The organism is Arthrobacter sp. TJ-240 (assembly GCF_058269195.1).
The window spans coordinates 233,688-256,674 of sequence record NZ_JBZCNG010000006.1 but is presented as its reverse complement, the minus strand read 5'-3'; the positions used below and the strand labels follow the sequence as shown (position 1 = coordinate 256,674).

General features: G+C 69.6%; 23 protein-coding genes. 8 read left to right on the top strand and 15 right to left on the bottom strand.

Features of this window, described 5'->3' with window-relative positions:
- Nucleotides 1-5 precede the first annotated feature (5 nt).
- The 3 genes from AC4D2C_RS15575 to AC4D2C_RS15565 all read right to left on the bottom strand — a co-directional run bounded on the left by AC4D2C_RS15575 (nt 6) and on the right by AC4D2C_RS15565 (nt 3,911).
- Nucleotides 6-935 carry a carbohydrate ABC transporter permease gene (locus AC4D2C_RS15575; protein WP_490915743.1) on the bottom strand — a complete coding sequence of 310 codons (930 nt, stop codon included), beginning with the start codon at nt 933-935 and terminating at the stop codon, nt 6-8.
- Nucleotides 922-2,988 (bottom strand): beta-galactosidase, encoded by a 2,067-nt coding sequence (locus tag AC4D2C_RS15570; RefSeq protein WP_490915742.1) that lies wholly within the window; start codon nt 2,986-2,988, stop codon nt 922-924. Before AC4D2C_RS15570 ends, AC4D2C_RS15575 begins: the two co-directional genes overlap by 14 nt.
- A gap of 224 nt (nt 2,989-3,212) precedes the next feature.
- Nucleotides 3,213-3,911 (bottom strand): helix-turn-helix transcriptional regulator, encoded by a 699-nt coding sequence (locus AC4D2C_RS15565; RefSeq protein WP_490915741.1) that lies wholly within the window; start codon nt 3,909-3,911, stop codon nt 3,213-3,215.
- Nucleotides 3,912-3,984: 73 nt separating this feature from the next.
- Between AC4D2C_RS15565 and AC4D2C_RS15560 the strand changes: the two genes are divergently transcribed.
- Nucleotides 3,985-4,719 carry an alpha/beta fold hydrolase gene (locus AC4D2C_RS15560; protein ID WP_490915740.1) on the top strand — a complete coding sequence of 245 codons (735 nt, stop codon included), beginning with the start codon at nt 3,985-3,987 and terminating at the stop codon, nt 4,717-4,719.
- Nucleotides 4,720-4,857: 138 nt separating this feature from the next.
- Here the strand turns inward: AC4D2C_RS15560 and AC4D2C_RS15555 are convergent, their stop codons facing one another.
- A complete protein-coding gene (locus AC4D2C_RS15555) occupies nt 4,858-5,502 on the bottom strand; it encodes a maleylpyruvate isomerase family mycothiol-dependent enzyme (RefSeq protein ID WP_490915739.1) in 645 nt (214 codons plus the stop codon).
- Nucleotides 5,503-5,553: 51 nt separating this feature from the next.
- Nucleotides 5,554-6,000, bottom strand: coding sequence for a VOC family protein (locus tag AC4D2C_RS15550; protein ID WP_490915738.1), 447 nt, complete (start codon nt 5,998-6,000; stop codon nt 5,554-5,556).
- 171 nt (nt 6,001-6,171) lie between these two features.
- On the opposite strand from AC4D2C_RS15550, the gene AC4D2C_RS15545 reads away from it, so the two are divergent.
- Both AC4D2C_RS15545 and AC4D2C_RS15540 read left to right on the top strand, forming a co-directional pair.
- Entirely contained in the window at nt 6,172-7,626 is a 1,455-nt protein-coding gene (locus AC4D2C_RS15545) for an APC family permease (RefSeq protein WP_490915737.1), read from the top strand.
- Nucleotides 7,627-7,659: 33 nt separating this feature from the next.
- The gene (locus AC4D2C_RS15540; protein WP_490915736.1) at nt 7,660-8,496 is read left to right on the top strand and encodes a PhzF family phenazine biosynthesis protein; all 837 of its coding nucleotides are present in this window, start codon (nt 7,660-7,662) and stop codon (nt 8,494-8,496) included.
- A gap of 54 nt (nt 8,497-8,550) precedes the next feature.
- Here the strand turns inward: AC4D2C_RS15540 and AC4D2C_RS15535 are convergent, their stop codons facing one another.
- From AC4D2C_RS15535 to AC4D2C_RS15525, 3 genes are read right to left on the bottom strand one after another with little or no spacing between them, the layout of a single operon-like run.
- Nucleotides 8,551-8,979 (bottom strand): GNAT family N-acetyltransferase, encoded by a 429-nt coding sequence (locus AC4D2C_RS15535; protein ID WP_490915735.1) that lies wholly within the window; start codon nt 8,977-8,979, stop codon nt 8,551-8,553.
- Between the two features lie 20 nt (nt 8,980-8,999).
- Nucleotides 9,000-9,494, bottom strand: a complete 495-nt coding sequence (gene ybaK, locus AC4D2C_RS15530; protein WP_490915734.1) for a Cys-tRNA(Pro) deacylase — start codon at nt 9,492-9,494, stop codon at nt 9,000-9,002.
- Nucleotides 9,495-9,529: 35 nt separating this feature from the next.
- The gene (locus tag AC4D2C_RS15525) at nt 9,530-9,904 is read right to left on the bottom strand and encodes a hypothetical protein (protein ID WP_490915733.1); all 375 of its coding nucleotides are present in this window, start codon (nt 9,902-9,904) and stop codon (nt 9,530-9,532) included.
- Between the two features lie 424 nt (nt 9,905-10,328).
- Here AC4D2C_RS15525 and AC4D2C_RS15520 point away from each other — a divergent pair, with 424 nt between their 5' ends.
- Together AC4D2C_RS15520 and AC4D2C_RS15515 are read left to right on the top strand one after the other, a co-directional pair.
- Nucleotides 10,329-11,345: a LacI family DNA-binding transcriptional regulator gene (locus tag AC4D2C_RS15520; RefSeq protein ID WP_490915732.1), complete on the top strand. Its 1,017-nt coding sequence runs from the start codon at nt 10,329-10,331 to the stop codon at nt 11,343-11,345.
- 111 nt (nt 11,346-11,456) lie between these two features.
- Nucleotides 11,457-11,756 carry a DUF503 domain-containing protein gene (locus AC4D2C_RS15515; RefSeq protein ID WP_490915731.1) on the top strand — a complete coding sequence of 100 codons (300 nt, stop codon included), beginning with the start codon at nt 11,457-11,459 and terminating at the stop codon, nt 11,754-11,756.
- 11 nt (nt 11,757-11,767) lie between these two features.
- On the opposite strand, the gene AC4D2C_RS15510 is transcribed toward AC4D2C_RS15515, so the two are convergent.
- The 6 genes from AC4D2C_RS15510 to AC4D2C_RS15485 all read right to left on the bottom strand — a co-directional run bounded on the left by AC4D2C_RS15510 (nt 11,768) and on the right by AC4D2C_RS15485 (nt 17,604).
- Nucleotides 11,768-12,490: an HAD family hydrolase gene (locus AC4D2C_RS15510; RefSeq protein ID WP_490915730.1), complete on the bottom strand. Its 723-nt coding sequence runs from the start codon at nt 12,488-12,490 to the stop codon at nt 11,768-11,770.
- A 145-nt stretch (nt 12,491-12,635) separates the two neighbouring features.
- On the bottom strand, nt 12,636-13,850 hold the full coding sequence (locus AC4D2C_RS15505) for a class I SAM-dependent methyltransferase (RefSeq protein WP_490915729.1): 1,215 nt from the start codon (nt 13,848-13,850) through the stop codon (nt 12,636-12,638).
- A 9-nt stretch (nt 13,851-13,859) separates the two neighbouring features.
- Nucleotides 13,860-14,615 carry an iron ABC transporter ATP-binding protein gene (locus AC4D2C_RS15500; protein WP_490907804.1) on the bottom strand — a complete coding sequence of 252 codons (756 nt, stop codon included), beginning with the start codon at nt 14,613-14,615 and terminating at the stop codon, nt 13,860-13,862.
- The gene (locus AC4D2C_RS15495) at nt 14,612-15,625 is read right to left on the bottom strand and encodes an iron chelate uptake ABC transporter family permease subunit (protein ID WP_490915728.1); all 1,014 of its coding nucleotides are present in this window, start codon (nt 15,623-15,625) and stop codon (nt 14,612-14,614) included. Before AC4D2C_RS15495 ends, AC4D2C_RS15500 begins: the two co-directional genes overlap by 4 nt.
- Entirely contained in the window at nt 15,615-16,628 is a 1,014-nt protein-coding gene (locus AC4D2C_RS15490; RefSeq protein ID WP_490915727.1) for an ABC transporter permease, read from the bottom strand. The genes AC4D2C_RS15495 and AC4D2C_RS15490 overlap by 11 nt, the downstream gene beginning before the upstream one ends.
- Nucleotides 16,629-16,659: 31 nt before the next feature.
- On the bottom strand, nt 16,660-17,604 hold the full coding sequence (locus AC4D2C_RS15485) for a siderophore ABC transporter substrate-binding protein (protein ID WP_490915726.1): 945 nt from the start codon (nt 17,602-17,604) through the stop codon (nt 16,660-16,662).
- 339 nt (nt 17,605-17,943) lie between these two features.
- Here AC4D2C_RS15485 and groES point away from each other — a divergent pair, with 339 nt between their 5' ends.
- The 3 genes from groES (at nt 17,944) to AC4D2C_RS15470 (ending at nt 20,944) form a co-directional block, all read left to right on the top strand.
- Nucleotides 17,944-18,240 carry a co-chaperone GroES gene (gene groES, locus AC4D2C_RS15480; protein WP_334210604.1) on the top strand — a complete coding sequence of 99 codons (297 nt, stop codon included), beginning with the start codon at nt 17,944-17,946 and terminating at the stop codon, nt 18,238-18,240.
- 71 nt (nt 18,241-18,311) lie between these two features.
- A complete protein-coding gene (gene groL / locus AC4D2C_RS15475; protein ID WP_490915725.1) occupies nt 18,312-19,925 on the top strand; it encodes a chaperonin GroEL in 1,614 nt (537 codons plus the stop codon).
- Between the two features lie 164 nt (nt 19,926-20,089).
- Nucleotides 20,090-20,944, top strand: coding sequence for a VanW family protein (locus AC4D2C_RS15470; RefSeq protein WP_490915724.1), 855 nt, complete (start codon nt 20,090-20,092; stop codon nt 20,942-20,944).
- Between the two features lie 205 nt (nt 20,945-21,149).
- Here the strand turns inward: AC4D2C_RS15470 and AC4D2C_RS15465 are convergent, their stop codons facing one another.
- The gene (locus AC4D2C_RS15465; protein WP_490915786.1) at nt 21,150-22,784 is read right to left on the bottom strand and encodes a ribonuclease J; all 1,635 of its coding nucleotides are present in this window, start codon (nt 22,782-22,784) and stop codon (nt 21,150-21,152) included.
- Between the last annotated feature and the right edge of the window lie 203 nt (nt 22,785-22,987).

The following is a 22,987-nucleotide window of genomic DNA, read 5'->3' as shown; positions in this document are numbered from 1 at the left end:
GGCCGTCACTGGGTTACCTTCCGCTGGGTGGACTTCAGGAAGACGAAGGAGAGGATGAACGTGGCGAGCGCCAGGACCACAGAGAACGCTGCGGCGAGGTTGTAGTTCGGCACCGACGCCGTCGTGTAGACCGCGAGGTTCGGCGTGAACGTGCTGTTGATCGCCGAGCTGAAGCTGCGCAGGGTCTGTGGTTCGGCCAGGAGCTGGAGGGTGCCGATGATGGAGAACACCGCCGTCAGGATGATGGCCGGGACCACCAGGGGGATCTTGATGCGCCACGCGATCTGGAGGTTGCTGGCGCCGTCGAGCCGTGCCGCCTCGTAGATCTCCGTGGGGATCGCGAGCAGCGACGAGTAGATGATGAGCATGTTGTAGCCGACGTACACCCAGGTCACGATGTTGGCGATCGCCCAGAGCACGAGGTTGCCGCCCAGGAGGTCGACGTTCGAGGTGACGGCACCGAACGGTGAGAGCGACGGCGAGTACAGGAAGCCCCACATGATCGCTGCGATCACGCCGGGGACGGCGTAGGGGGCGAAGAACGCGAGCCGGAAGAACTTCTTGCCCTTCAGCAGCGGCGAGTCCAGCAGCAGCGCGAACAGGAGGGCGAGGCCCAGCATGATCGGCACCTGCACCACGCCGAAGAGCAGTACGCGCCCCACGGACTCCCAGAACGCCGTGTTCTGGAAGACCTGCTCGTACTGGACGAGGCCGCCGAAGACCTGGCGGGGCCTGCCGAACGTGCCCTCACGCTCCACGGTGAGCAGCGACTGCATCACGGCGTAGATGATCGGGATGGCGTAGAACGCGAGGAAGAGGATCCCGAACGGGGCGATGAACAGTGCCACGGCGCGACGCTGCGCTCCCGACGACCTGTTCCTCCTCGTGACCGGGGCCCCCTGGGGGACCTCGGCCGGGGTGCTAAGAACTGACATTGCCTGCATCCTTTCGGCCCTGGTCCGAGCCGTCGGTGTCGGGGGTTCCTGGGATGGTGCGGACGACGCGGACCGCGCCCGCGGGAACGGTGACGACGTCGGCGAGGGCCTCGTCGGTCAGCAGTTCCAGGCCGCTGACCCGGTGCTTGCGGTCCTCGGCGGAGTGGTTGATCAGGAAGACGTACTCGTGCCCGTTGCCGCGGCGTGCGACGACCTCGAGGCCGGACTGCGCCTCGGGGATCTGCACGCCTGCGGTGACGGCGGCCCGCAGCAGCAGGTCCGTGAGGACCTCGCCGTCGAGGACCGTCCCGGCGTACCACGCCTCGCCCGCTCCCACGCGGTTGCGGGTCACGGCGGGCATCCCGGTGTGATGGCCGGTCGCGTAGTTGAGGACGGGCTCCGCCGTGGTGAGGTGCACCGCCTCGGACCAGAGCGAGGCGGGGGAGCCGTTGTCGAGCGCCAGCGGGTGCGCGGGGTCGAGGGGGAAGAACTCCTCCGAGCGGATGCCCAGGAGGTCCCGGAAGGCTCCGGGGTAGCCGCCGGGCCGTACCCTCTCGTTCTCGTCGACGATCCCGCTGAAGAACGTGATGAACGCGGAGCCGCCGTTGGTCACGAAGTCGCTGATCACGGCGGCGTGCTCGTCGCGGACCAGGTAGAGGTTCGGCACCACCGCGAGCTTGTAGGCGGAGAGATCCGCGCCCGGGGCCACGATGTCGACCGTGACGCCGGCATCCCACAGTGCCTTGTAGGCGGCGTGGACCTGCTCGATGTAGCGGACGTCTCCGGACGGGTGCGACTCCTGGTCGTGCGCCCACCACGCCTCCCAGCTGAAGACGAGCGCGACGTCGGCGTGCACCGTGGTGCCCGCGACTTCGCGGAGCCTGCCCAGCGCGGACCCGAGGGCGACGACGTCGCGCCAGATCTGCGAGTCGGTGCCGGCATGGGGCAGCATCGCCGAGTGGAACTTCTCGCTGCCCTGCAGCGAGGCCCGCCACTGGAAGAAGCACAGGCCGTCGGCACCCCGCGCGAGGTGGGTGAGGGAGTTGCGGAGCATCTCGCCGGGGCCCTTGGCGATATTGCGCGGCTGCCAGTTCACCGCGCCCGTGGAGTGCTCCATCAGCAGCCAGGGCCGGCCCTGGGCGAGCCCGCGGGTGGTGTCGGCGGCGAAGGCCAGTTCGGCGTGCGGTGTGTCGAGTCGGTGGTCGAGGTAGTGGTCGTTCGCGATGACATCCATCTCCGGCGCCCAGGCCCAGTAGTCCTGGTTCCTGATGTGGGCCGCGACCATGAAGTTGGTGGTCACCGGGACGTCGCTGTTGCGGCGGAGGACCGCCTCCTCGGCGGAGTAGTGCGCCAGCAGTTCGTCGGAGCTGAAGCGGTGGAAATCGAGCGTCTGCGTCGGATTGGTGGCCGAGAGCGTGAGCCGCGGGGGCAGCACCTGGTCCCAGGCGGAGTAGCGCTGGCTCCAGAAGGCTGTGCCCCAGGCCGAATTGAGGGCGTCGAGCGTCCCGTAGCGGGCGCGGAGCCAGCCGCGGAAGGCCTCGGCGGAGACGTCGCAGTAGCACAGGGAGTTGTGGCAGCCGAGTTCGTTGGACACGTGCCACAGACGCAGGGCCGGGTGGCTGCCGTAGCGGGCGGACACCTGCTCCACGAGGGCGATCGCGTGCTCGCGGTACACGGGGGAGCTGGGGCAGAACGCCTGGCGGCCGCCCGGCCAGCGGGTGGTGCCGTCGGCGGTGCGGGGGAGCATCCCGGGGTGCGCGGTGGTGAGCCAGGCGGGGGTCGACGAGGTGCCGGTGCCGAGGTTGACGCCGATGCCGTGCTCGCCCAGCAGGTCCATCACGGCGTCGAGGTCCTCGAACCGGAACACGCCCTGTTCGGGCTCGAGCTCGGCCCACCCGAAGATGTTGACGGCCACGAGGTTGACGCCGGCCTCGCTCATGAGGCGGACGTCCTCCCGCCAGACGGATGCATCCCACTGCTCGGGGTTGTAGTCACACCCGTAGACGAGCTGCCCGTTGCCGGATAGTCCTGCGACGGTGGTCGTTCGTGCCAAGCCTGCTCCTCATGGTGCGGTACCGATTCTCGGAAGATGCCGGAGAACGGCCGCGGCCTCGTCTCTGTGAACGCTCCCAGAAGCGGGCGGCTGAGCTCTCCGTCGAGATTGTGTGAACGCTCCCAGAGTAACGGGGGCCACAAAGGGTGTCAACGCCGATCGCGGGTGGCGAGCACGGCCGCCACCCCGGCGTCGAGGGCCTCAGGAGAGGTCGATCGGGTGACTCACTCGCTCCGACCGTGGACCGGTCTGGCGTTCGGTGGGGGTTCTCCGACCTCGTGGATGGTATGGCTGCCGCACGCCGTCCTGGTCACGCCGGCCCGTTCGATGCGCGACACGGTGAACCATCGCATGGCATTGCGCAGCCGACACCACCCGACGAGGTGCCACCGGCCGCTCGTGGAGGCGAACAGCACCGGCTCGACGTCCCGGGTGGTCGTGGTCCCGTCCCCCGACGTGTACCGGATGCGGATCACCCGCTGGTCGGCCATCGCCTCCTCCAGTGCTGACATGATGGCGCGCGACGAGGAGGGAGGCGCATCGACCCAGACGCGGTCGGCCAGCTCGTCGGCTCGTACCCGGGTCCCGGGATCGAGGACGTCCAGGATCTTCTGCACCCCGGCCTGCGCCAGATCGGCGAAGGGGGCATCCGGTGCAGCGGACACGGCCGCCAGGAGCGCCACGGCCTGCGCCGGGGACAGGCTGACGGGCGGCAGGGACCCGCCTGCGGCCAATCCGTAACCACCGCCCGGACCCGGGCGCGACCATACGGGCGCTCCGCTGTTCCCGAGCGCAGCGAGGTCCCTCTTGACCGTGCGCACCGACACGCCGAACTCCCTGGCCAGCCGCTCGGCGGAGCAACCCCGGGATCCGCTGCGGCGCAGCATCTCGGAGAGCGCATGGAGGCGTTCTGTTCGCTTCACCGTCCAGCCCGTATCGAATTCATGACATAGATAGTGCCATGCAGCTGGCCGTGGCGCGCGCAAAGGTGGTGCCATGACAACTACTACAGACAGTCCGACCATCATCCTCATCGCCGGCCACTGGCTCGGCGCCTGGGCGTGGGACGAAGTGCTGGAGCATCTGAGGAGCGATGACTCCCGTGCAGTCGCAATGACACTTCCCGGTCTCGACGGGGACGATCCCGGGCGGACGGCGAGGACTCTCGACGATCAGGCCGCGGCGGTCCTGGACGTCATCACGCGACTCGGGGTGGACCAGCCCGTAACTCTCGTCGCCCACAGCGGGGCGAACGGCCCCGTCAGCCTCGTCCTCGACCGGCACCCTGAGCTTGTCCGTCGGGTGGTGTGGGTCGACTCCGGCCCTGTGGCGACGGGAAGCGCTTTCGCCCCGGACCTCCCGGAGGAGTTGGAGGAGCTTCCGCTGCCGGGCCTCGACGTCCTCGCACAGCAGGCGAGTCTCGAAGGCCTGAGCGCAGAGGTCCTCGATCGTTTCCGGGCCCGTGCCGTCCCTGAGCCCGGCCCCGTGCTCCGCCAGCCCGTCGAGCTGACGAACGATGCCCGCCGCAGGGTCCGGACCACCCTGGTGTGCTGCTCGATCCCGAGCGCGCAGGTGCTGGAGCTGGCCCGCGGAGGCCACGTCATGTTCGCCGAGGTCGCGAACATCGAGCACCTCGACGTCATCGACATCCCGACGGGCCATTGGCCCATGTGGAGCCGTCCCCGCGATCTCGCCGAGGCCATCCGGTCAGCGGCCTTCCGAACCGACTGAACTGCACGTACGCCCCGGGGTCAGCCGAATCCGGGCGGCCCCGACTGCCACGACGGTGCTCGTCGGCGTGGTCCTGCCCGTCACACCGTCGCCTGCGCACCACACGTGGACGACGGCGGACAGGGCTCGCCGGACCCCTCAGCCGGCGGGCAGGATCCGTCCCGACAGCACCGGTACGCCCGGTCCGTCGAGGTCGACGAGGTACGCTGCCCGACCGGCGAGGCACATGACGAGGGCGAGCAGCGGTCCACGCACCTCCGGCCCGTCGCCCGCCTCGAAGGGGGCGTCGGTCGCGACGAGCCGGAGACCCGCGCCGTTGCGGCGGCTGGGGACGGTGAAGTCCCGGGCGACGAAGAACGCGGCGACGGGCAGCAGCGCGTCGGGGCCCGGGCTGGTGGTGATGCCGAGGGGTCGCCGGATGTCCTGCGCATGCACCACGACCTCCCCGAGATAGGCGGGGAGGTCGGACGACGGCGCGACGGACAGGCCGACGACGTCGCGGAAGCGGGCGAGGGTCCCGGCGGTCGACGCACCGAGGTGCTCCGCCAGCCGGCGCCGGTTGTGCACGTGGGGCCGGAACCCGGCGGACAGCATGCTCCTGATCCACCGCCACCGGCCCACCGACGCGGCGGCCGAGAGGTGCGCCGTCACCTGCTCGACGTCCCACTCGCCGCACAGGGTGGCGCTGCGCCACTGCTCGGGGGTCAGGGTCGCGAGATCCCGTGCGAGGGCCGCGCGTTCGGCGTGCACCACCTGCCACAGGGCATCGGTCGGAGTGGTCATGCGTGTCCTTCCCACGGAGCCCGGAGCGTGATGATCACGAGGGGTCCGGGGTCAGACCGGCTGCTGGTCGCCGTACTTGGCCTGGACGGCCTCCCAGTCACCGGTCTGGGCGATGGGGTCCATCCACATCACTTCCCAGGCGTGCCCGTCGGGGTCGGAGAAGGAGCGCGAGCGCATGAAGCCGAGGTCCTGGGACCTGCCCTCCACCGCGCCGGCCGTGACGGCCCGGTCCATGAGGGAGTCGATGTCCTCCGGCGCGTCGACGCTGATCGCGTTGATGACGGCAGAGGTGGTGTGGGTGTCCGCCACCGGCTTGTCCGTGAACTGCGCCCAGTGCTGATGAGTGAGGATCATGAGGAAGATGGTGTCGCTGATGGACACCGCGCCGGCGTCGTCGTTGGAGAAGTTGGGATCGAGCGTCCAGCCGAAGCTGGTGTAGAACTCCTTGGACCTCGCGAGGTCGCTGACGGGGAGGTTGATGAAGACGTTCGTGGCCATGGCCGTTCTCCTGTTCCTGAGCGGTGTGTGATCCGGCCCTTGCGAGCCTTGTACCCGTTGGACGCAGGGTCGCCCGGTAAATCATCGGCGGCCGACGTATTCCTGTCCACCCCTTGCGAAGCCGGCTGAACAGGTCAACAGTAAGGTGGAAAACCCCAGGGGAGGCCGACCATGAGTACTTCTGCAGAGCATGCGTCCGATGCATCGACCTCGACCGGAGAACCGGAGCTCAAACGGGTCCTCGGGCCGAAACTGCTCCTCCTGTTCATCGTCGGCGACATCCTGGGGGCCGGCGTGTACGCCGTCACGGGGACCATGGCCGGGACGGTCGGCGGGCTGGTGTGGCTGCCGTTCCTGCTGGCGTTCATCGTCGCGACGATGACCGCGTTCTCCTACCTCGAACTCGTCACACAATATCCCCAGGCTGCGGGGGCCGCCCTCTACGCCCACAAGGCCTTCGGCATCCACTTCGTCACCTTCCTGGTGGCGTTCGCGGTCGTCTGCTCAGGCATCACGAGCGCGGCCACATCGGCCAACGTGCTCGCTCAGAACTTCTTCGGCGGACTCGAGGTCAACGGCTGGCTGGACATGCCCGGCCAGGGTGTGATCACCGCTGTCGCGCTCGGGTTCATGCTGCTGCTGGCCGTCATCAATCTGCGCGGTGTCGGTGAGAGCGTGAAGTTCAACGTGGTGCTGACGCTCGTCGAGGTCGCGGCGCTGTGCATCGTGATCGGCGTCGGCTTCCTCGTGATGGCGCAGGGCAGCGGCAACATCGGCCAGGTCTTCGTGTTCACGGACTACCAGGACAAGGGCATGTTCCTCGCCGTGACGGCCGCGACCTCGATCGCGTTCTTCGCCATGGTGGGCTTCGAGGACTCCGTGAACATGGTCGAGGAGACCCAGAACCCCGAGCGCATCTTCCCCCGCACCATGCTCACCGGCCTCGGGATCGCCGTCATCTTCTACATGCTGGTCGCGATCTCGGTGGTCACGGTGCTGAGCCCCACGGAACTGGAGGGTATCCGGGAGGCCGAGGGTGCAGCCCTGCTCGAAGTGGTGCACAAGGGATCACCGGACTTCCCGATCGACAGGGTCTTCCCGTTCCTCGCCGTCTTCGCCGTCGCGAACACCGCGCTGATTAACATGCTCATGGCGAGCCGCCTGATCTACGGCATGGCGCGGCAGGGCGTCCTGCCCCGTCCGCTCGGTAAGGTCCTCCCGGTCCGCTGCACCCCCTGGGCCGGCATCGCCTTCTCCACGATCCTCGCCCTCGGCCTGATCCTCTATGTGACCAGCGATCCGGACAGCAACATCGTGGCCAACCTCTCGGGGACCACGGCCTTCCTGCTCCTGTGCGTCTTCACCGTGGTGAATGTCGCCTGCGTGGTGCTGCGCCGCAAGCGGGACGTCAACCGGAAGGTGTTCTTCACATCCCCCGGTCCGCTGCCCATCGTGGCCGCCCTGCTGTGTGCGTTCCTGGCCGGTCCCTGGGTGGGGCGCGACGTCGTCCAGTACCAGATCGCCGGCGGCCTCATGGCGATCGGCGTGGTCCTGTGGCTCATCACGTGGCTCATCAACCGCAGGACCAACACCCGGGCAGGGGACCTGACGGCGATCGACGGCTGATCCGTCCCCGCACCGGGACGCTAGCATCGCGTCATGGAGATCCTCCGCTACGCGGCGTTCACGGACCGGCCGGACGGCGGCAACCCCGCCGGCGTGGTGCTCGACGCCGACGACCTGACGGCCGCGCAGATGCAGGCCATCGCCGCCGACCTCGGCTACGCGGAGAGCGCCTTCGTGTCGGCCAGGAGCCCGGGCGGCGCGACGATCCGGTACTTCGCGCCCGAGGCGGAGATCCCGTTCTGCGGACACGCGACGATCGCCACCGGCGTCGCGCTCGCGGAGCGGGAGGGGCCGGCGACGCTGGTGCTGGCCACACCGGTGGGCCCGCTCGAGCTCAGTACGCGCAGGGCGGCCGACCGTCTCGTCGCGTCCCTCGTGACCGTCGAGCCATGGGTCGATGCGATCGACCCCGCGGTCCGGGCACAGCTCCTGCAGCACCTCCGTGTCCCCGAGGAGGACCTCGACGAGGATCTGCCCGTGATGCTGTCCTTCGCCGGCAACATCCACCCGATCGTGCCCGTCCGCGACGCCGTGGCCCTCACGGGCCTCGACTACGACTACGACGGCCTCCGGGCACTCATGGCGGCGCAGGGCTGGGGTGCGACGGTCGCCGTGGTGCACCGGCTGTCCCGGCGTGTCTTCGAGGCCCGCAACCCCTTCCCGCCCGGCGGTGTCCGTGAGGATCCCGCCACCGGATCCGCCGCGGCGTCGCTCGGGGCGTACCTCCGTGCGCGGGGCGAGCTCGTGCCGCCGGCCACGGTCACGGTGCACCAGGGCGCCCAGGTGGGCCGACCGTCGGTCATCACCGTGGACGTCCCGCCGTCCGGCGGTCTGACGGTCTCCGGCGGAGCCGTGCGGATCGACGGGTAGCAGCGGGGTAGCAGCGGGTCGGCGGCCGGTGCCGGTGTGCCCGAGGCGCCCGGCTCAGGGCCGGTAGCCGAAGGCGGCGAGCCCGAGGGCGCCGTGCGGGCGGAAGCCCAGGGAGCGGTAGAACGGGTGCGACTGCTCCGCGTCAGGGGTGTCCTCGGCGTCGGTGCTCAGCGCCACGAACATGCAGTGGCTGTAGCGCTGCTGGAGCTCCCGCATGAGTGAACGGCCCACGCCGCGGCGCTGGGCGTCCGGGCGCACCAGGATGTCCTGGATGTAGCAGATCGACTCGCCGTCCGAGACCGTGCGCGCCAGTCCGAGCAGCCCGCCGTCGTCGTCACGGGCCGCGAGGACCAGGTGCGAGCCGGCGAGGCTGCGCCCGAGCCGGTCGGGTTCACGCGTGTACGCAGTCCATCCGACGGCTTCGTAGAGGGCGAGTGCCTCGGCGAGGGGGACGTCTGCGGTGGTGATTCTCACGGTGTGCACCCCGGCAGCCTAGCGGCCCGTCACGCGCCCGCGATGGGAGCGGTGAGTGCCTGCGTCGCGCGGACCAGGTCCTCCGGCGCCAGTTCGATGTCCAGGCCGCGGTGGCCGCCCGACACGAAGACCGTTGGGTGCTGCAGGGCGGACCGGTCGACGATCACGGGGGAGGGGTGGCGCTGCCCCAGCGGGGAGATCCCGCCGAGGACGTACCCGGTGCGCCGCTGCGCGACCGCGGGGTCCGCCATCGCGGCCTTCCGCCCGCCGAGGGCGGAGGCCAGCGCCTTCAGGTCCAGTGACCCGGTGACGGGCACGACGGCGGCCACGAGGGAGCCGTCGACGCTGGCCATCAGGGTCTTGAACACCTGCGCGGGGGGTACACCGAGGGCGGTGGCGGCATCCAGCCCGTACGAGGACGTACCCTGCTCGTGCTCGTAGGGGCGGGCGGTGAAGGCGATGCCGGCCGCCGAGAGCGCGAGGAGCGCGGGGGTGCTGCGGGGGCCCGCAGGCTTCCTGCCCACGGCACCTCCCTTCCGTTCCGCCGACCGGCCGGGCCCTACGAGACGGTCGCGACGTCCCGGATCAGGGCGAGTTCCCGGGGATCCGGCTGGCCCCAGGCCCCCGCGAAGTCGCAGGACAGGATGAAGTCTGCCACGACCGGTCCCGTCAGGACGAGGCCCTCGAGGTACTCGACGCCGTCGTTCTGCACCATCCCGACCCCGTCGCTGCGGAGGGCGTCGAGGAGCGGGCTGCCGTCGTCGGCCTCGGGATCACCGGGCTCCTGAAGATCCTCGGAGGTGATGGAAGGGGGAGTGGTGTGCAGGGAGAGCCAGTGCAGGTACAGGCCCTCGACCTCGTCAGCGGATACGAGTGAGCCGTCGGCGGTGACGGTGATGCATTGCCGGATGAAATCTTCGATGTGCTGCGGCATGGTGGTCCTTTGCGGTGTCTGGGACGCGGGGCCGGGGAGGGGTGGGGCCGGCCGGGGACGATTCGCTCGAGGCGGTCGGTGCGGAGCGGATGCGCTGGTGGGCATTGCTGCGTCGGGGCGCGGAGGCGCCACAGGGACTGCGGGGATGGTCAGGACGGCGGATGCGGGCCGGTGCGCGGACACGTGACGGGAGCAGGGGTCGGAGGACCGCCTGCGGGCGGCTGGGGGGAAGAAGCTTCCTGGTTGTTCATGATGCACGCCCCTTTCGGGGATGGTGCTCTGCTGTTGCGCACCCGGCGAGAGGCGAGGCGGCGAAGAGAAGAACCGAAGACAGCCGCCTTCTTCTAGACAACTACCCCCCACAGTACGCCCTCCCGGCATTCCCCGCGCGGAGGCCCCGCGGGGGCTCGGCTACAGTACAGATATGCCCCCGACGCGCACCCGGAACCGCCGGGCGACCATCAACGACGTCGCGACCGCGGCCGGGCTCTCGCGGGGAACGGTGTCGCGGGTCGTCAACGGTGAGCGCTACGTCTCGGACGAGGCGCGCATCGCCGTGGAGGACGCCATCGCCCGCGTCGGGTACGTGCGCAACTCGGCGGCGAGGAACCTGGTCACGCAGGAATCACGCGCGATCGCCCTGATCATCCACGAACCCCATTCGCTCCTGTTCGAGGACCCGAACATCGGCTCGATCCTTCTGGGAGCCAACGCCGTCCTGTCCAAGGCCGACTACCAGCTGGTCTCCCTCATCATCGACTCGGACCGGGACAGCCGCCGGGTGGCGGACTACCTCCGCGGCGGGCTGGTCGACGGCGCGGTGATCGTCTCCGCCCGCGCGTCCGACCCCATCGCCTCCGCGGTCCGCGACATCGGCGTACCAGCGGCCTTCGTCGGCCATCCGCCCGGCACCCCCGACCTCCCCTACGTGGCCATTGACAACGCGGCGGCGGCGTTCGCCATCACTCAGCGGCTCGTCGCCACCGGCCGACGGCGGATCGGCATGATCGCGAGCGCCCTGGACCGCGACTCCGGCCACGACCGGTTCACGGGGTTCCGGGACGCCATGGGCGGGCGGTTCGACGCCTCGCTGGTGGTCGAGTACCCGCTCTACACCTACGCCGCCGGGCTGGAGGGCATGCAGGAGCTGCTGCGGCGCTGCCCGGAGATCGACGGGGTCTTCGCCGCGTCCGACGCGGTCGCCGCAGGTGCGATGACCGCCCTCCAGGAGTCGGGGCGGAAGGTGCCCGACGACGTCGGGATCGTTGGGTTCGACGACAGCAGTTGGGCCCTGAGGACCCGGCCGCAACTCTCCACCGTCAGGCAGCCCGCGGATCTGCTGGGCAGCACCGCGGCCGAGCTGGTCCTGGCGCAGATCCGGGGCCTGCCGAGCCCGGTCCAGGTACTCGAAACCACGGTCGTCTGGCGCGACTCGGCCTGATCTGCCTCCCTTGACGCACCCCCCTGACGGGTGCCGCTCGACGTAGGCTCTTCGTGCGGGCTCGACCGGCACCACCAGCACGACAGGCACGACAGGACAGGCAGGACGGCCATGTGGATCGGGTTCATCGAGTTCGACGTCCTGCTCGGCGACGTGCACTCGCTGAAGGGCAAGCGGTCGGTGGTGCGCCCCCTCGTGTCGGATCTCCGGCGGAAGTTCGAGCTGTCGGTGGCCGAGGTGGGGCACCAGGATCTGCACCGCCGGGCGGTCGTCGGGGCCGGTGTGGTGGGCGGTGACATCCAGCACGTCGTGGACGTACTGGACCGCGTGGAGCGCTACGTCGCCGCGCGGCCGGAGATGGAACTCATCAGCGCCCGACGGCGGCTCCTCAACAGCGAGGACCAGGACTAGGCGGGGGACCCTCAGGGGTTGGCGGCCGAGGAGGACGGCTGCGCGAGAGCGTGCAGGGGGCCGTCGTCGAACGCGTCCAGCAGTGCCCGGATGTCCTTGTACACCTGCACGGCGCCGGCGTCCCACAGCTCGGCCTCGCTCGTGCCGCCCGAGGCGAGGCCGACCGTCGGGATCCTCAGCTCCTTGGCCGCGATGACGTCCCACACCGAGTCTCCGACGAACACGACATCTGCCGCGTCCAGTCCGCCGGCGTCCAGCGCGGCCTGGAGGATGTCCGGCGAGGGCTTGCTGTTCTCGGCGTCGGACGAGCTCGTGGCCGCGCTGATGGACGCGTCGGCGTCGATGATGCCGCGCATGACGCCGAGTTCCTGCTGCGAGGCGGAGGAGGCGAGCACCACGGTCAGGCCGCTGTCGGCGCAGCGGCGTACGAGGTCGCCGGCGCCCTCGAAGGCGCGCAGGCCCGGCCAGAAGGTCGAGAAGACCGCGCCGTGCGTCGCGTCGAGCTCGGTGTCCTGGTCGGGGTCGCGATCGTCGCCGAGGAGGTGCGCCACGAGCTTGTCCCCGCCCATGCCGATGGCCCGGTGGATCTCCGCCGCCGGGACGTCGTGGCCGAACCGCCGGAACGCCTGCCACCAGGCGAGGGTGTGCTGGTAGTTCGAGTCGACGAGCGTGCCGTCGACGTCGAACAGCACTCCGCGCCGTCCGCCTGCCGCCTCCGTGGTGTCGTCCGTCATCCTGTCCGCCTTCCGTGGGTGCTGATCGCCGTGGCCTGCTGGGTCCTGATTCCTCCGTCGAGTCTAGGAACGGACGGGGCCGCACGGGGCGGTGTTCGTGCGGTTGCAGCCGCCGGCGAAATATGGCCCGCCGGAGGCAGGAGGGCTAGGAGGCGGGCACGGGCTCGACGACGACCGCCACCCGCTCGTCGCCGATGCGCGTCAGCACGAGCGTGGCCTTCTTCCGGCCCTTGCCCGATCCGGTCAGCAGCTGCCGGCGCACCTCCTCGGGGGTCACCGACAGGCCGCGCTTCTTGATGTCGAAGACGCCGATGCCCTCCCTGCGCACCCAGGTCTTCAGCGCCTTCACGTTGTAGGGGCGCACCTCGAGCACCTTGTAGGCGCGGGCGAACGGGGTGTCCGTGAGCGACGGCGCGCAGATGTAGGCGATCATCGGGTCCAGCAGATGCCCGCCGAGCTGCGCGGCGAGATCCGCCACCAGCTCGGCCCGGATGACGGCGCCGTCGGGTTCGTAGAGGTAGCCGCCCGGGGCGCCGACGGCCGCCGTGGGTCCCTCTCCGAACTCCGCCGCCGACACCATCTCCGCGGCGCCCTGCGGGCCGATGACGAGCGCGGCGCGGCGGACGCCCTCGCGCCGCAGGGCGTTGAACCAGAGCGCCACCTCCGTGACGTCGCCGTCCACGGAGACCCACTGCGCCTCGCACGTGGCCGGGATGGACGCGTGGGGCATGCCCGGGCCCATCTTCACGCCCACGGGCTTCCCGCCGTCGGCGAGGTCCTGGACGAAGGACAGCGGCGGCGAGAACGCCTCGGGGTCGAACAGGCGGGACGTGCCCGACGTCGTCGTGGTCCTGCGCGCCGGATCGAGCCACACGCCGTCGTACGCCGCGGTGTCCACGGTGGAGGCGTCGGCGTTGACGACGCGCGCGTTCGGGAAGGGCAGCAGGTTCATGGTGGCGGCCGCGGCGGTGGTCTCGTCGAGCTCGAAGGCGGTGACGTCGCGGTCGAGGGTGGCCAGGGCCATGCTGTCCGCACCGAGCCCGCAGCCGAGGTCGGCGATCCTCACGAGCCCGGCGTCGACGAAGCGCTGCGCGTGGCGCGCCGCGACGGTCAGGCGCGTGGCCTGCTCGAGGCCGGCCGTCGTGAAGACCATGTGCTCGGCGAACGGCCCGAACTTCGCGGACGCCTTCGCCCGGAGCCGTGACTGCGTGAGGGCTGCCGCGACCGCTTCGGGGGAGTGCCCGGCCTTCCGCAACTGCCCGGTGAGCCGCAGGCTGTCGGCTTCGGTGTAGGGTCCGAGCGAGTTCAGCAGCTCCCAGCCCTCGGGGGTCAGGATATCCGCGATGTTCTCCGAAGCCATGCTGCCAGCCTAGGCGAAGTACACGCCGATCCTGTTGCCGCGGATCTGCTCCACCTGGATCTCGACGTCGTACACGCGGTGGAGCACCTCCGGGGTCATGATCTGCTCCGGGGTGCCCTGGTGGATCAGGGCGCCGTCGCGCATCGCGAGGATCGTGTCCGAGTAGCAGGACGCGAAGTTGATGTCGTGGATCACGAGCACCACTGTCTTCCCGAGGTCGTCGGCGAGGCGGCGGAGCAGGCGCATCATGTCCACGGAGTGCTTCATGTCCAGGTTGTTGAGCGGCTCGTCGAGCAGGATGTGGTCGGTGTCCTGCGCGAGGACCATGGCGATGAACGCGCGCTGGCGTTGCCCGCCGGAGAGCTCGTCGACGAACCGGTCCGCCAGGTCGGTCAGGTCGAGGTAGTCGAGGGCGCGCTCGATGTGCTCCCGGTCCGCTGCCGTGGGACGGCCGTTGGAGTGGGGGAACCGGCCGAACCCGACGAGGTCGCGCACGGAGAGCCGGACCGTCAGCTGGTTCTCCTGCCGGAGGATCGACAGGGTGCGGGCGAGGTCCCGTCCCGGGGTCGTGCCGACGTCCAGCCCGTCCACCTCCACGCGGCCGGCATCGAGCGGGAGGAGCCTGCTCATCATGGACAGCAGGGTCGACTTACCTGCGCCGTTGGGGCCGATGATCGAGGTGACGCCACCCGGGATGGTGCAGCTGACGTCGTCCACCACGGTGGCGGTCCCGTAGCGCTTGGTGGCGTGGCTGACGGTGATCACCGGATACGGCCTTTCAGGAGGAGGGCGAGGAAGACGAGGCCGCCGGTGAACTCGATGACGATGCTGAGGGCGGTGTCGAACGCGAAGACCTGCTCGAGGACGAGTTGACCGCCCACGAGGGCGATCACGCCGAGCAGGACGGCGACGGGCAGCACGACGGCATGCCGGAAGGAGGCGCACAGCTGGTAGGCGAGAGCCGAGACGAGCAGGCCGAAGAAGGTCGCGGGTCCCACGAGGGCCGTGGAGACGGCGACGAGCACCGAGCAGATCACGAGGACCAGCGTCACGGTGCGCCGGTGGTCCACGCCGAGCCCGATCGCTGTGTCGCGTCCGAGGGCCAGGACGTCGAGGCGGTGGCGCAGCCGCCAGGCCGGCAGGCACAGTCCGGCGACGGTGACGGCGGAGATCAGCAGCAGCGTCGGATCCACCCGGTTGAAGCTCGCGAAGAACAGGTCCTGCAGGATGATGTACTCGCTCGGGTCCATGAGGCGCTGGAGCAGCGAGGAGACGCCGCGGAAGAAGACGCCGAACACGATGCCGACCAGCAGCAGCAGGTGCAGGCTCCGACCGCCGCCGGTGAAGAGCCACCGGTACAGCAGCCAGGAGAAGCCGACCATGAGGGTGACCTCGACCCCGAAGCGGATCGGCGCCCCGAGGGTGAGGAGGGTCGAGGCGCCGAGGGCGAACGCCAGGACGGTCTGGATGAGCACGTAGAGCGCGTCCAGCCCCATGATGGACGGCGTCAGGATCCGGTTGCCGGTGACGGTCTGGAACAGCACGGTGGACACCCCGACGGCGACGGCGACCAGCACCATCGCCCCGACGCGGTTCAGCCGCCGCGGCAGCACGTAGTCGAGGTTGCCCTGGACGTCGACGAGCAGGAACGCCGCGACGAGCACGACGGCGGCGGCGCCGAGCACCGCGAGCCATACGCCGGCCGGCAGTGCGGTGAGCGGCTTCCGGCCGGACTGCACGACGGCGGTGGGCAGGGGGCTGGTCCTAGCGCGCACCGGCGGTCCTCCGTACGAGCAGGGTGATGAACAGGGCGCTGCCGACCACGGAGACGATCACACCGACGGGCACCTCGTAGGGGAAGCGGATGACCCTGCCCAGGATGTCGCACGCCAGGAGGAACCCGGCGCCGAACAGGGCGATCCACGGCACGGCGCGGCGCACGTTGTCGCCGATGAACAGGGACACGAGGTTGGGCACGATCAGCCCGAGGAAGGGGACGGCGCCCACGACCACGACGACGACGGCGCTGATGAGGCTCACCAGGACGAGGCCGAGGTTCATGGTGCGCCGGTAGCCCAGGCCGAGGTTGGTGGTGAACTCCTCGCCCATGCCGGCCACGGTGAACCGGTCGGCGCACACATAGCCCACGACGGCGAGGACGGCCACGAGCCACAGCAGTTCGTAGCGCCCGCGGACGAGCCCGGAGAAGTCGCCGATCATCCACGTGTTGAGCGTCTGCAGCAGGTCGAAGCGGTAGGCGAAGAATGTCGTCACGGCCGCGATGACGCCGCCGAGCATGATGCCCACGAGCGGGACGATCAGCGTGTTGCGCAGGGGGATCCGGCGCAGGACCGAGAGGAAGAGCGCCGTCCCGGCCACGGCGAAGAGCGCGGCGATCCCCATCTTCGCCACGACCGGCGCGGCGGGCAGCAGCAGCGTCGCCACGAGGATGCCGGCGGTGGCCGACTCCACGGTGCCGACCGTGGAGGGCTCCACGAACCTGTTGCGGGCCATGAGCTGCAGGATGAAGCCGGCGACGCCGAGCGCCACGCCCGCCAGGAGGACCGCCAGGGTGCGCGGCACCCGGCTCACGAGGAACGTCTGCCACACGCCGGCGTCACCCGCGAGCAGATCGCCGGGGGAGACGGCCGAGACGCCCACGAACAGGCTGACGACGGCAAGCAGCAGCACGGCTCCGCCGGCTGCCACGAGGGACAGGGGGCGGGCGGAACCGCGCTGCTGTGCCGGCCGCTGCGGCCGGAGGGAGAGTGCTGCCATGGGGCGCCCGCCGCGGGAGCGGCGGAGCGGGTCAGGCCGCGACGGCCTCGTTGACGGCGGAGACCATGGCGTCGAGGTTGTTCAGCCCGTACCCGATGAGGTACCAGCTCGCGGAGTCGAGGTAGGTGACGTCGTCGTTCTTCGCCGCCTCCGTGCCGTTCACGAGCTCGTTGTCGAGGACCGCGGAGCCCGCGGCCCCGGCCTCGCCGACGGCGGCGTCACGGTCGATCACGAAGAGGTGGGCCGGGTCGACCTCGGCGATGTACTCGAAGGAGACGGCCTCGCCGTGCGTGCCCTCGCTCTTCACCTCGGCGGCAGGCTTCACGCCCAGCACGTCGTGGATCAGGCCGAACCGCGATCCGGCGCCGTAGGCGGTGACCTCGCCCGCGCTGGTCATCAGGACCAGGCCGTTCCCCGCGGACGCCGCGGCGTCCCTCGTCTCGGAGATCCTGGCGTCGAGTGCCGCCAGCCGGTCGGCGACCTCGTCCTCCGCGCCGAAGATGCGGCCGAGCGATTCGGTGTGCTCGGTGAAGCTCGCGATCGGGTCCGACGCGTCGACGCTGAGGTCGATGGTCGGCGCGATCTCCGCGAGCTCGTCGTAGGAGTCGGCGACGCGGCCCGAGATGATGATGAGGTCCGGGGCGGCGGCGGCGATCGCTTCGAAGTCCGGCTCCTTCATGGACCCGATGTTCTTGGTGTCGCCCCCCTCGTAGGCCGAGAGCTGGGCGGGCAGGGTCCCCTGCGGAACGCCGGCGACGTCGACCCCGAGGGCGTCCAGGGTGTCGAGGGCGCCCAGGTCGAAGGTGAACACCGTCTCAGGGTCCACCGGCACCTCGGTGGTGCCCTGCGCGTGCTCGACGGAGACGGTCGAGGCGGCCGAGGGCTCGCCGGCAGCCTCGGAGGAACCACCGCACGCCGTGAGGGCGAGGGTGGCCGCAGCGGCTGCGGAAAGGACGGCGAGGCGCGCGTGTGCCATGGGTGGACTCCGTAGGGGGAAGGGCCGGACGAACCGGACGTCGTGAAGATGTCGTCGAAGTAAGGGGTGCCTTACTCCTTCTGAATGTAGAGGTCCGCAGGGGAATTACGCAACCGGAGTATGTCCTAATGCGTCGTGGTGCGCCCGCCCGACCGTCCCGTTCTCGTCAACGCTGGCACTCACCTTGACCGAGTGCCAGCCCTTGCATACAGTCGGACTTGGCACTCGCTCACCGCGGGTGCTAATCCCGAGGGAAGCGTTCGCCGGCACCGCGACGACGGTTCACGCCCAACCCGACGGCCCCCAATCCATTGGTATCGAACGCAAAGGAGAGCCCGAGTGTCGGTCTCTATTAAGCCCCTTGAGGATCGCATCGTTGTCCGCCCCCTCGAAGCCGAGCAGACCACTGCTTCCGGCCTCGTCATCCCGGACACGGCCAAGGAGAAGCCCCAGGAGGGCGAAGTCGTGGCAGTCGGACCGGGTCGCGTCGACGACAACGGCAACCGCGTGCCCGTCGATGTCGCCGAGGGCGACATCGTCATCTACTCGAAGTACGGCGGAACCGAAGTGAAGCACGGCGGCACCGAGTACCTGGTGCTCTCCGCCCGCGACGTCCTCGCTGTCGTCGTCAAGTAGTACCCCTTGAGGAGAAGCCCCGGCCCGTAGCGGCCGGGGCTTTTCCTCGCCAAGCCTGAAAGGAACCACCAGTGGCAAAGCAGTTGGAATTCAACGACGCCGCCCGCCGTGCCCTCGAAGCCGGCGTGGACAAGCTCGCGAACACCGTCAAGGTGACGCTCGGCCCCCGCGGACGCAATGTGGTGCTCGACAAGAAGTGGGGCGCCCCCACCATCACGAACGACGGCGTCACGATCGCCCGCGAGATCGAGCTCGACGACCCGTACGAGAACCTCGGCGCCCAGCTGGCCAAGGAGGTCGCCACCAAGACCAACGACGTCGCCGGTGACGGAACCACCACCGCCACGGTCCTGGCCCAGGCACTCGTCAAGGAAGGCCTCCGCAACGTGGCCGCCGGTGCAGCCCCGGGACAGCTCAAGCACGGCATCGAGGTGGCGGTCGAGGCCGTCGCCAAGCGCCTGCTCGAGAACGCCCGCGAGGTCGTCGGCCAGCAGACCGCCAACGTGGCCTCGATCTCCGCGCAGAGCACCGAGGTCGGGGACCTCCTCGCCGAGGCGTTCGACAAGGTCGGCAAGGATGGTGTGATCACCATCGAGGAGTCCTCCACCACGCAGACCGAGCTCGTCCTCACCGAGGGCATGCAGTTCGACAAGGGCTACCTCTCGCCGTACTTCGTGACCGACGCCGAGCGCCAGGAAGCCGTCCTCGAGGACGCGCTCATCCTCATCAACTCCGGCAAGATCTCCTCGCTGCAGGAATTCCTGCCGCTGCTCGAGAAGGCCCTCCAGGCCGGCAAGCCGCTGTTCATCATCGCCGAGGACATCGAGGGCGAAGCGCTCTCCACCCTGGTGGTCAACAAGATCCGCGGCACCCTGAACGTCGTTGCCGTCAAGGCCCCGGGCTTCGGTGACCGCCGCAAGGCCATGATGCAGGACATCGCCACCCTCACGGGTGCGCAGGTCGTCTCGCCGGACCTCGGCCTCAAGCTGGACCAGGTGGGCCTCGAGGTGCTCGGTTCCGCGCGCCGCATCACCGTCACCAAGGACGCCACCACGATCGTCGACGGCACCGGCAGCGAGTCCGACGTCGCCGACCGCGTGGCGCAGATCCGCGCCGAGGTGGAGCGCACCGACTCCGACTGGGATCGTGAGAAGCTCCAGGAGCGGCTCGCGAAGCTCGCCGGCGGTATCGGCGTCATCAAGGTCGGCGCCGCCACCGAGGTGGAGCTCAAGGAGAAGAAGCACCGCATCGAGGATGCAGTCTCCTCCACGCGTGCCGCTCTCGAAGAGGGCATCGTGGCCGGCGGCGGTTCCGCGCTGGTCCACGCCGGCAAGGCGCTCGACACCGACCCCGACGTCCTGGCACTCGAGGGCGACGCGGCCACCGCCGTCGGTCTCGTACGCCGCGCGCTCGCCCAGCCGCTGCGCTGGATCGCCGAGAACGCCGGGCACGAGGGTTATGTCGTCGTCGCGAAGGTCTCCGACCTCGAGGACGGCCACGGCTTCAACGCCGCGACCGGCGAGTACGAGAACCTCGTGGACGCCGGCATCATCGACCCCGTGAAGGTGACGCGCTCAGCCCTGCGGAACGCTGCCTCGATCGCGGCGCTGGTGCTGACCACCGAGACCCTCGTGGTCGAGAAGCCCGAGGAGTCCGAGGACGAGGGCCACGGACACTCGCACTAGGACCCCCCGGCCGAGGGTCCCTCGGCCCAGGGCTACTGAGCACTGACACAGCAGCACCCCGGTTCCTCGAGGAGCCGGGGTGCTTCTGCGTTCCTCCCCGGAGCCCCCGAGGCCGCCCCCGACCGCGTACCATTTCCTGGTACGGCTAGGACCTGGGGAAGGACATGGCGCGACGACTCTTCGGCGAGATCTCGCCGCTCACCTACCGCATCGCGATGGAGCGGATGATCCTCCTGCGCCATCTTCGGAACTTGCGGCGGAGGGACCGGATCGCCAGGACCAGGACGCAGGAGAACCTGCCGGTGACCGTGTACCGGCACAACTCCCTGATCCGGCGTCGGCTCGGGAACGTCGAGACGGAACTGCAGGACAACAAGGCGGTCAGCCTCGGACTGACGGCGCCGAAGATCGACGGCATCGTGATCGCGCCCGGCGAATGCTTCTCCTTCTGGAGCCTCGCGGGCCGCTGCTCAGCGAACGAGGGCTACCGTGAAGGGCTCACCATCAGCAACGGGAAGCCGACGCGGGGCATGGGGGGCGGGATGTGCCAGTTCACCAACCTGCTTCACTGGATGGTGCTGCACAGTCCCCTGACCGTCGTCGAGCACCACCACCACAACGGGCTGGATCTGTTCCCGGACTTCAACCGGCAGATCCCGTGGGGCACGGGTACATCGATCGCCTTCAACTACCTCGACTACCGCGTCGAGAACCGCACGCCGTACACGTTCCAGTTCCGCACCTGGACCACGGAGGACCATCTGCGGGGCGAACTGCGTGCGGACCGCGAACTCCCCACCAAGTTCCACATCCGGGAGCGGGACGCCTACTTCTACGAGCAGGACGGCGAGGTGTACCGGCACAACAGGGTGTACCGGGCCGAGCGCGACAAGCGCACGGGCCTCGAGCTCTCGGAGGATCTGATCCTCGAGAACGAGGGCAGGATCGCCTACGACCGTTCGCTCGTGCGGGCGGAGATCCTTCCCGCACGTCCCGTCCGGAGGGACGCCTCGGACTGAACCCGAACACGCCGGCGCGGCGCGGCCCGGCGCGGCCCGGCGCCGATCCCGGGAGCAGGCCCTCGACAGGAGCGCCGTACCCGCCCACCTGGCGAGCACGCGTGTGGGAGCGACTGTCTCCCAGGCGCGACGACGAAGCCCCGACCACTCCTTCGAGTGCCGGGGCTTCGTCGTGCTGCCGGGCGTGGAGCCCGTCAGGATGGGATCAGGCGTCGACGACGATCGCCGTGACGACCGGCTGGCGGTTGTAGAACCGGCGCATCCAGTTCGCCGTGGCCCGCTCGATGATGTCCTCCGGGTCCTGGCGGCGACCGCCCTGGCGGTTGGACGCGGCATCGCGGAGTGCCTTCTCGACGGCGGCACCCGCCTTGTCGAGGTCCTCGTCGGAGCAGGAGAAGCCCTTGGTGAAGAACTCCGGCGCCTCGACGATGTCCCCGTTGTCCGGGTCGATGATGGCGAGGACCGTGACCACGCCCTCTTCCGCGAGGCGGCGGCGCTCCACGAGGTCCTCCTCGGTGATCCCGCCGACGCTGTCGCCGTCGACGAACACCAGGCCGGCCTCGACCTTGCCGGAGAGGGTGGCCCGTCCTCGGGCGAGGTCCACGGTCACGCCGTCCTGCGCGATGACGACGTTGCGGGGATCGACACCGGTGGCGACGGCGATCTCCGAGTTGGCGCGCAGGTGGCGCCATTCACCGTGCACCGGCATGACGTTGCGGGGCTTGACGATGTTGTAGCAGTAGGCGAGCTCACCGGCGCTCGCGTGGCCGGAGACGTGCACCTTGGCGTTGCCCTTGTGGACCACGTTGGCACCGATCTCGGTCAGGGCGTTGATGATGCCGTAGATGGCGTTCTCGTTGCCCGGGATGAGCGAGCTGGCCAGCAGGACCGTGTCGCCCTCGCTGATGCGGATGGCGTGATCCTTGTTGGCCATGCGCGAGAGCGCCGCCATGGGCTCGCCCTGTGAACCCGTGCAGATGAGGACCACCTTGTGGTCGTCGCTGCGCTCGAGCTTCTTGAAGTCCACGAGCAGGCCCTGCGGGATGTTGAGGTAGCCGAGATCCGCGGCGATGGTCATGTTGCGCACCATCGAGCGGCCCACGAACGCCACCTTGCGGCGGTGCTGGTGCGCGGTGTCGATGATCTGCTGGATGCGGTGGATGTGGCTCGCGAAGCTGGACACGATGATGCGGCGCGGCGCGGTGCGGAACACGGCGTCGATGGCCGGCGCGAGGTCCTTCTCCGAGGTGGTGAAGCCTGGGACGTCAGCGTTCGTGGAGTCGGTGAGGAACAGGTCCACGCCCTCCGCGCCGAGGCGGGCGAAGGCGGCGAGGTCCGTGATGCGGCGGTCCAGGGGGAACTGGTCCATCTTGAAGTCGCCCGTGTGCAGCACCATGCCGGCCGCGGTGCGGATGGCGACGGCGAGGCTGTCGGGGATGGAGTGGTTCACGGCGACGAACTCGAGGTCGAAGCCACCCATGGTCCGGCGGTCGCCCTCCTTGACCTGAATGGTCTTCGGGGTGATGCGGTGTTCCTTGAGCTTGGCCTCGATGAAGGCGAGCGTGAGCCGCGAGCCGACCAGGGGGATGTCCGCGCGCTCCTTGAGGAGGTACGGGACGCCGCCGATGTGGTCCTCGTGGCCGTGCGTGAGGACGACGGCGACGACGTCGTCGAGGCGGTCGCGGATGTAGGAGAAGTCGGGGAGGATGACGTTGACGCCGGGCTGGTGTTCCTCGGGGAACAGGACACCGCAGTCCACGATCAGCAGTTTGCCGTCGAACTCGAAGACGGTCATGTTTCTGCCGATCTCACCGATGCCTCCGAGCGCGACGATGCGCATGGCTCCGTTCGCCAGTTCGCGGGGTGCTTTCAGTGCGGCAGGTCTCTTATTCACAGATCAGTTATCTCTCGTTCATGCGGGGGCGGGTCGTGCCCGTCCGACAGTCGTCGTCGAGGCCGGTGGATCCGGCGATTCCGGTCCGTGGTCCCCGGTATCCCCGGGAACATGCTTCTCCAAGAGTACGTGGTCCGCGGGTTCCCCGG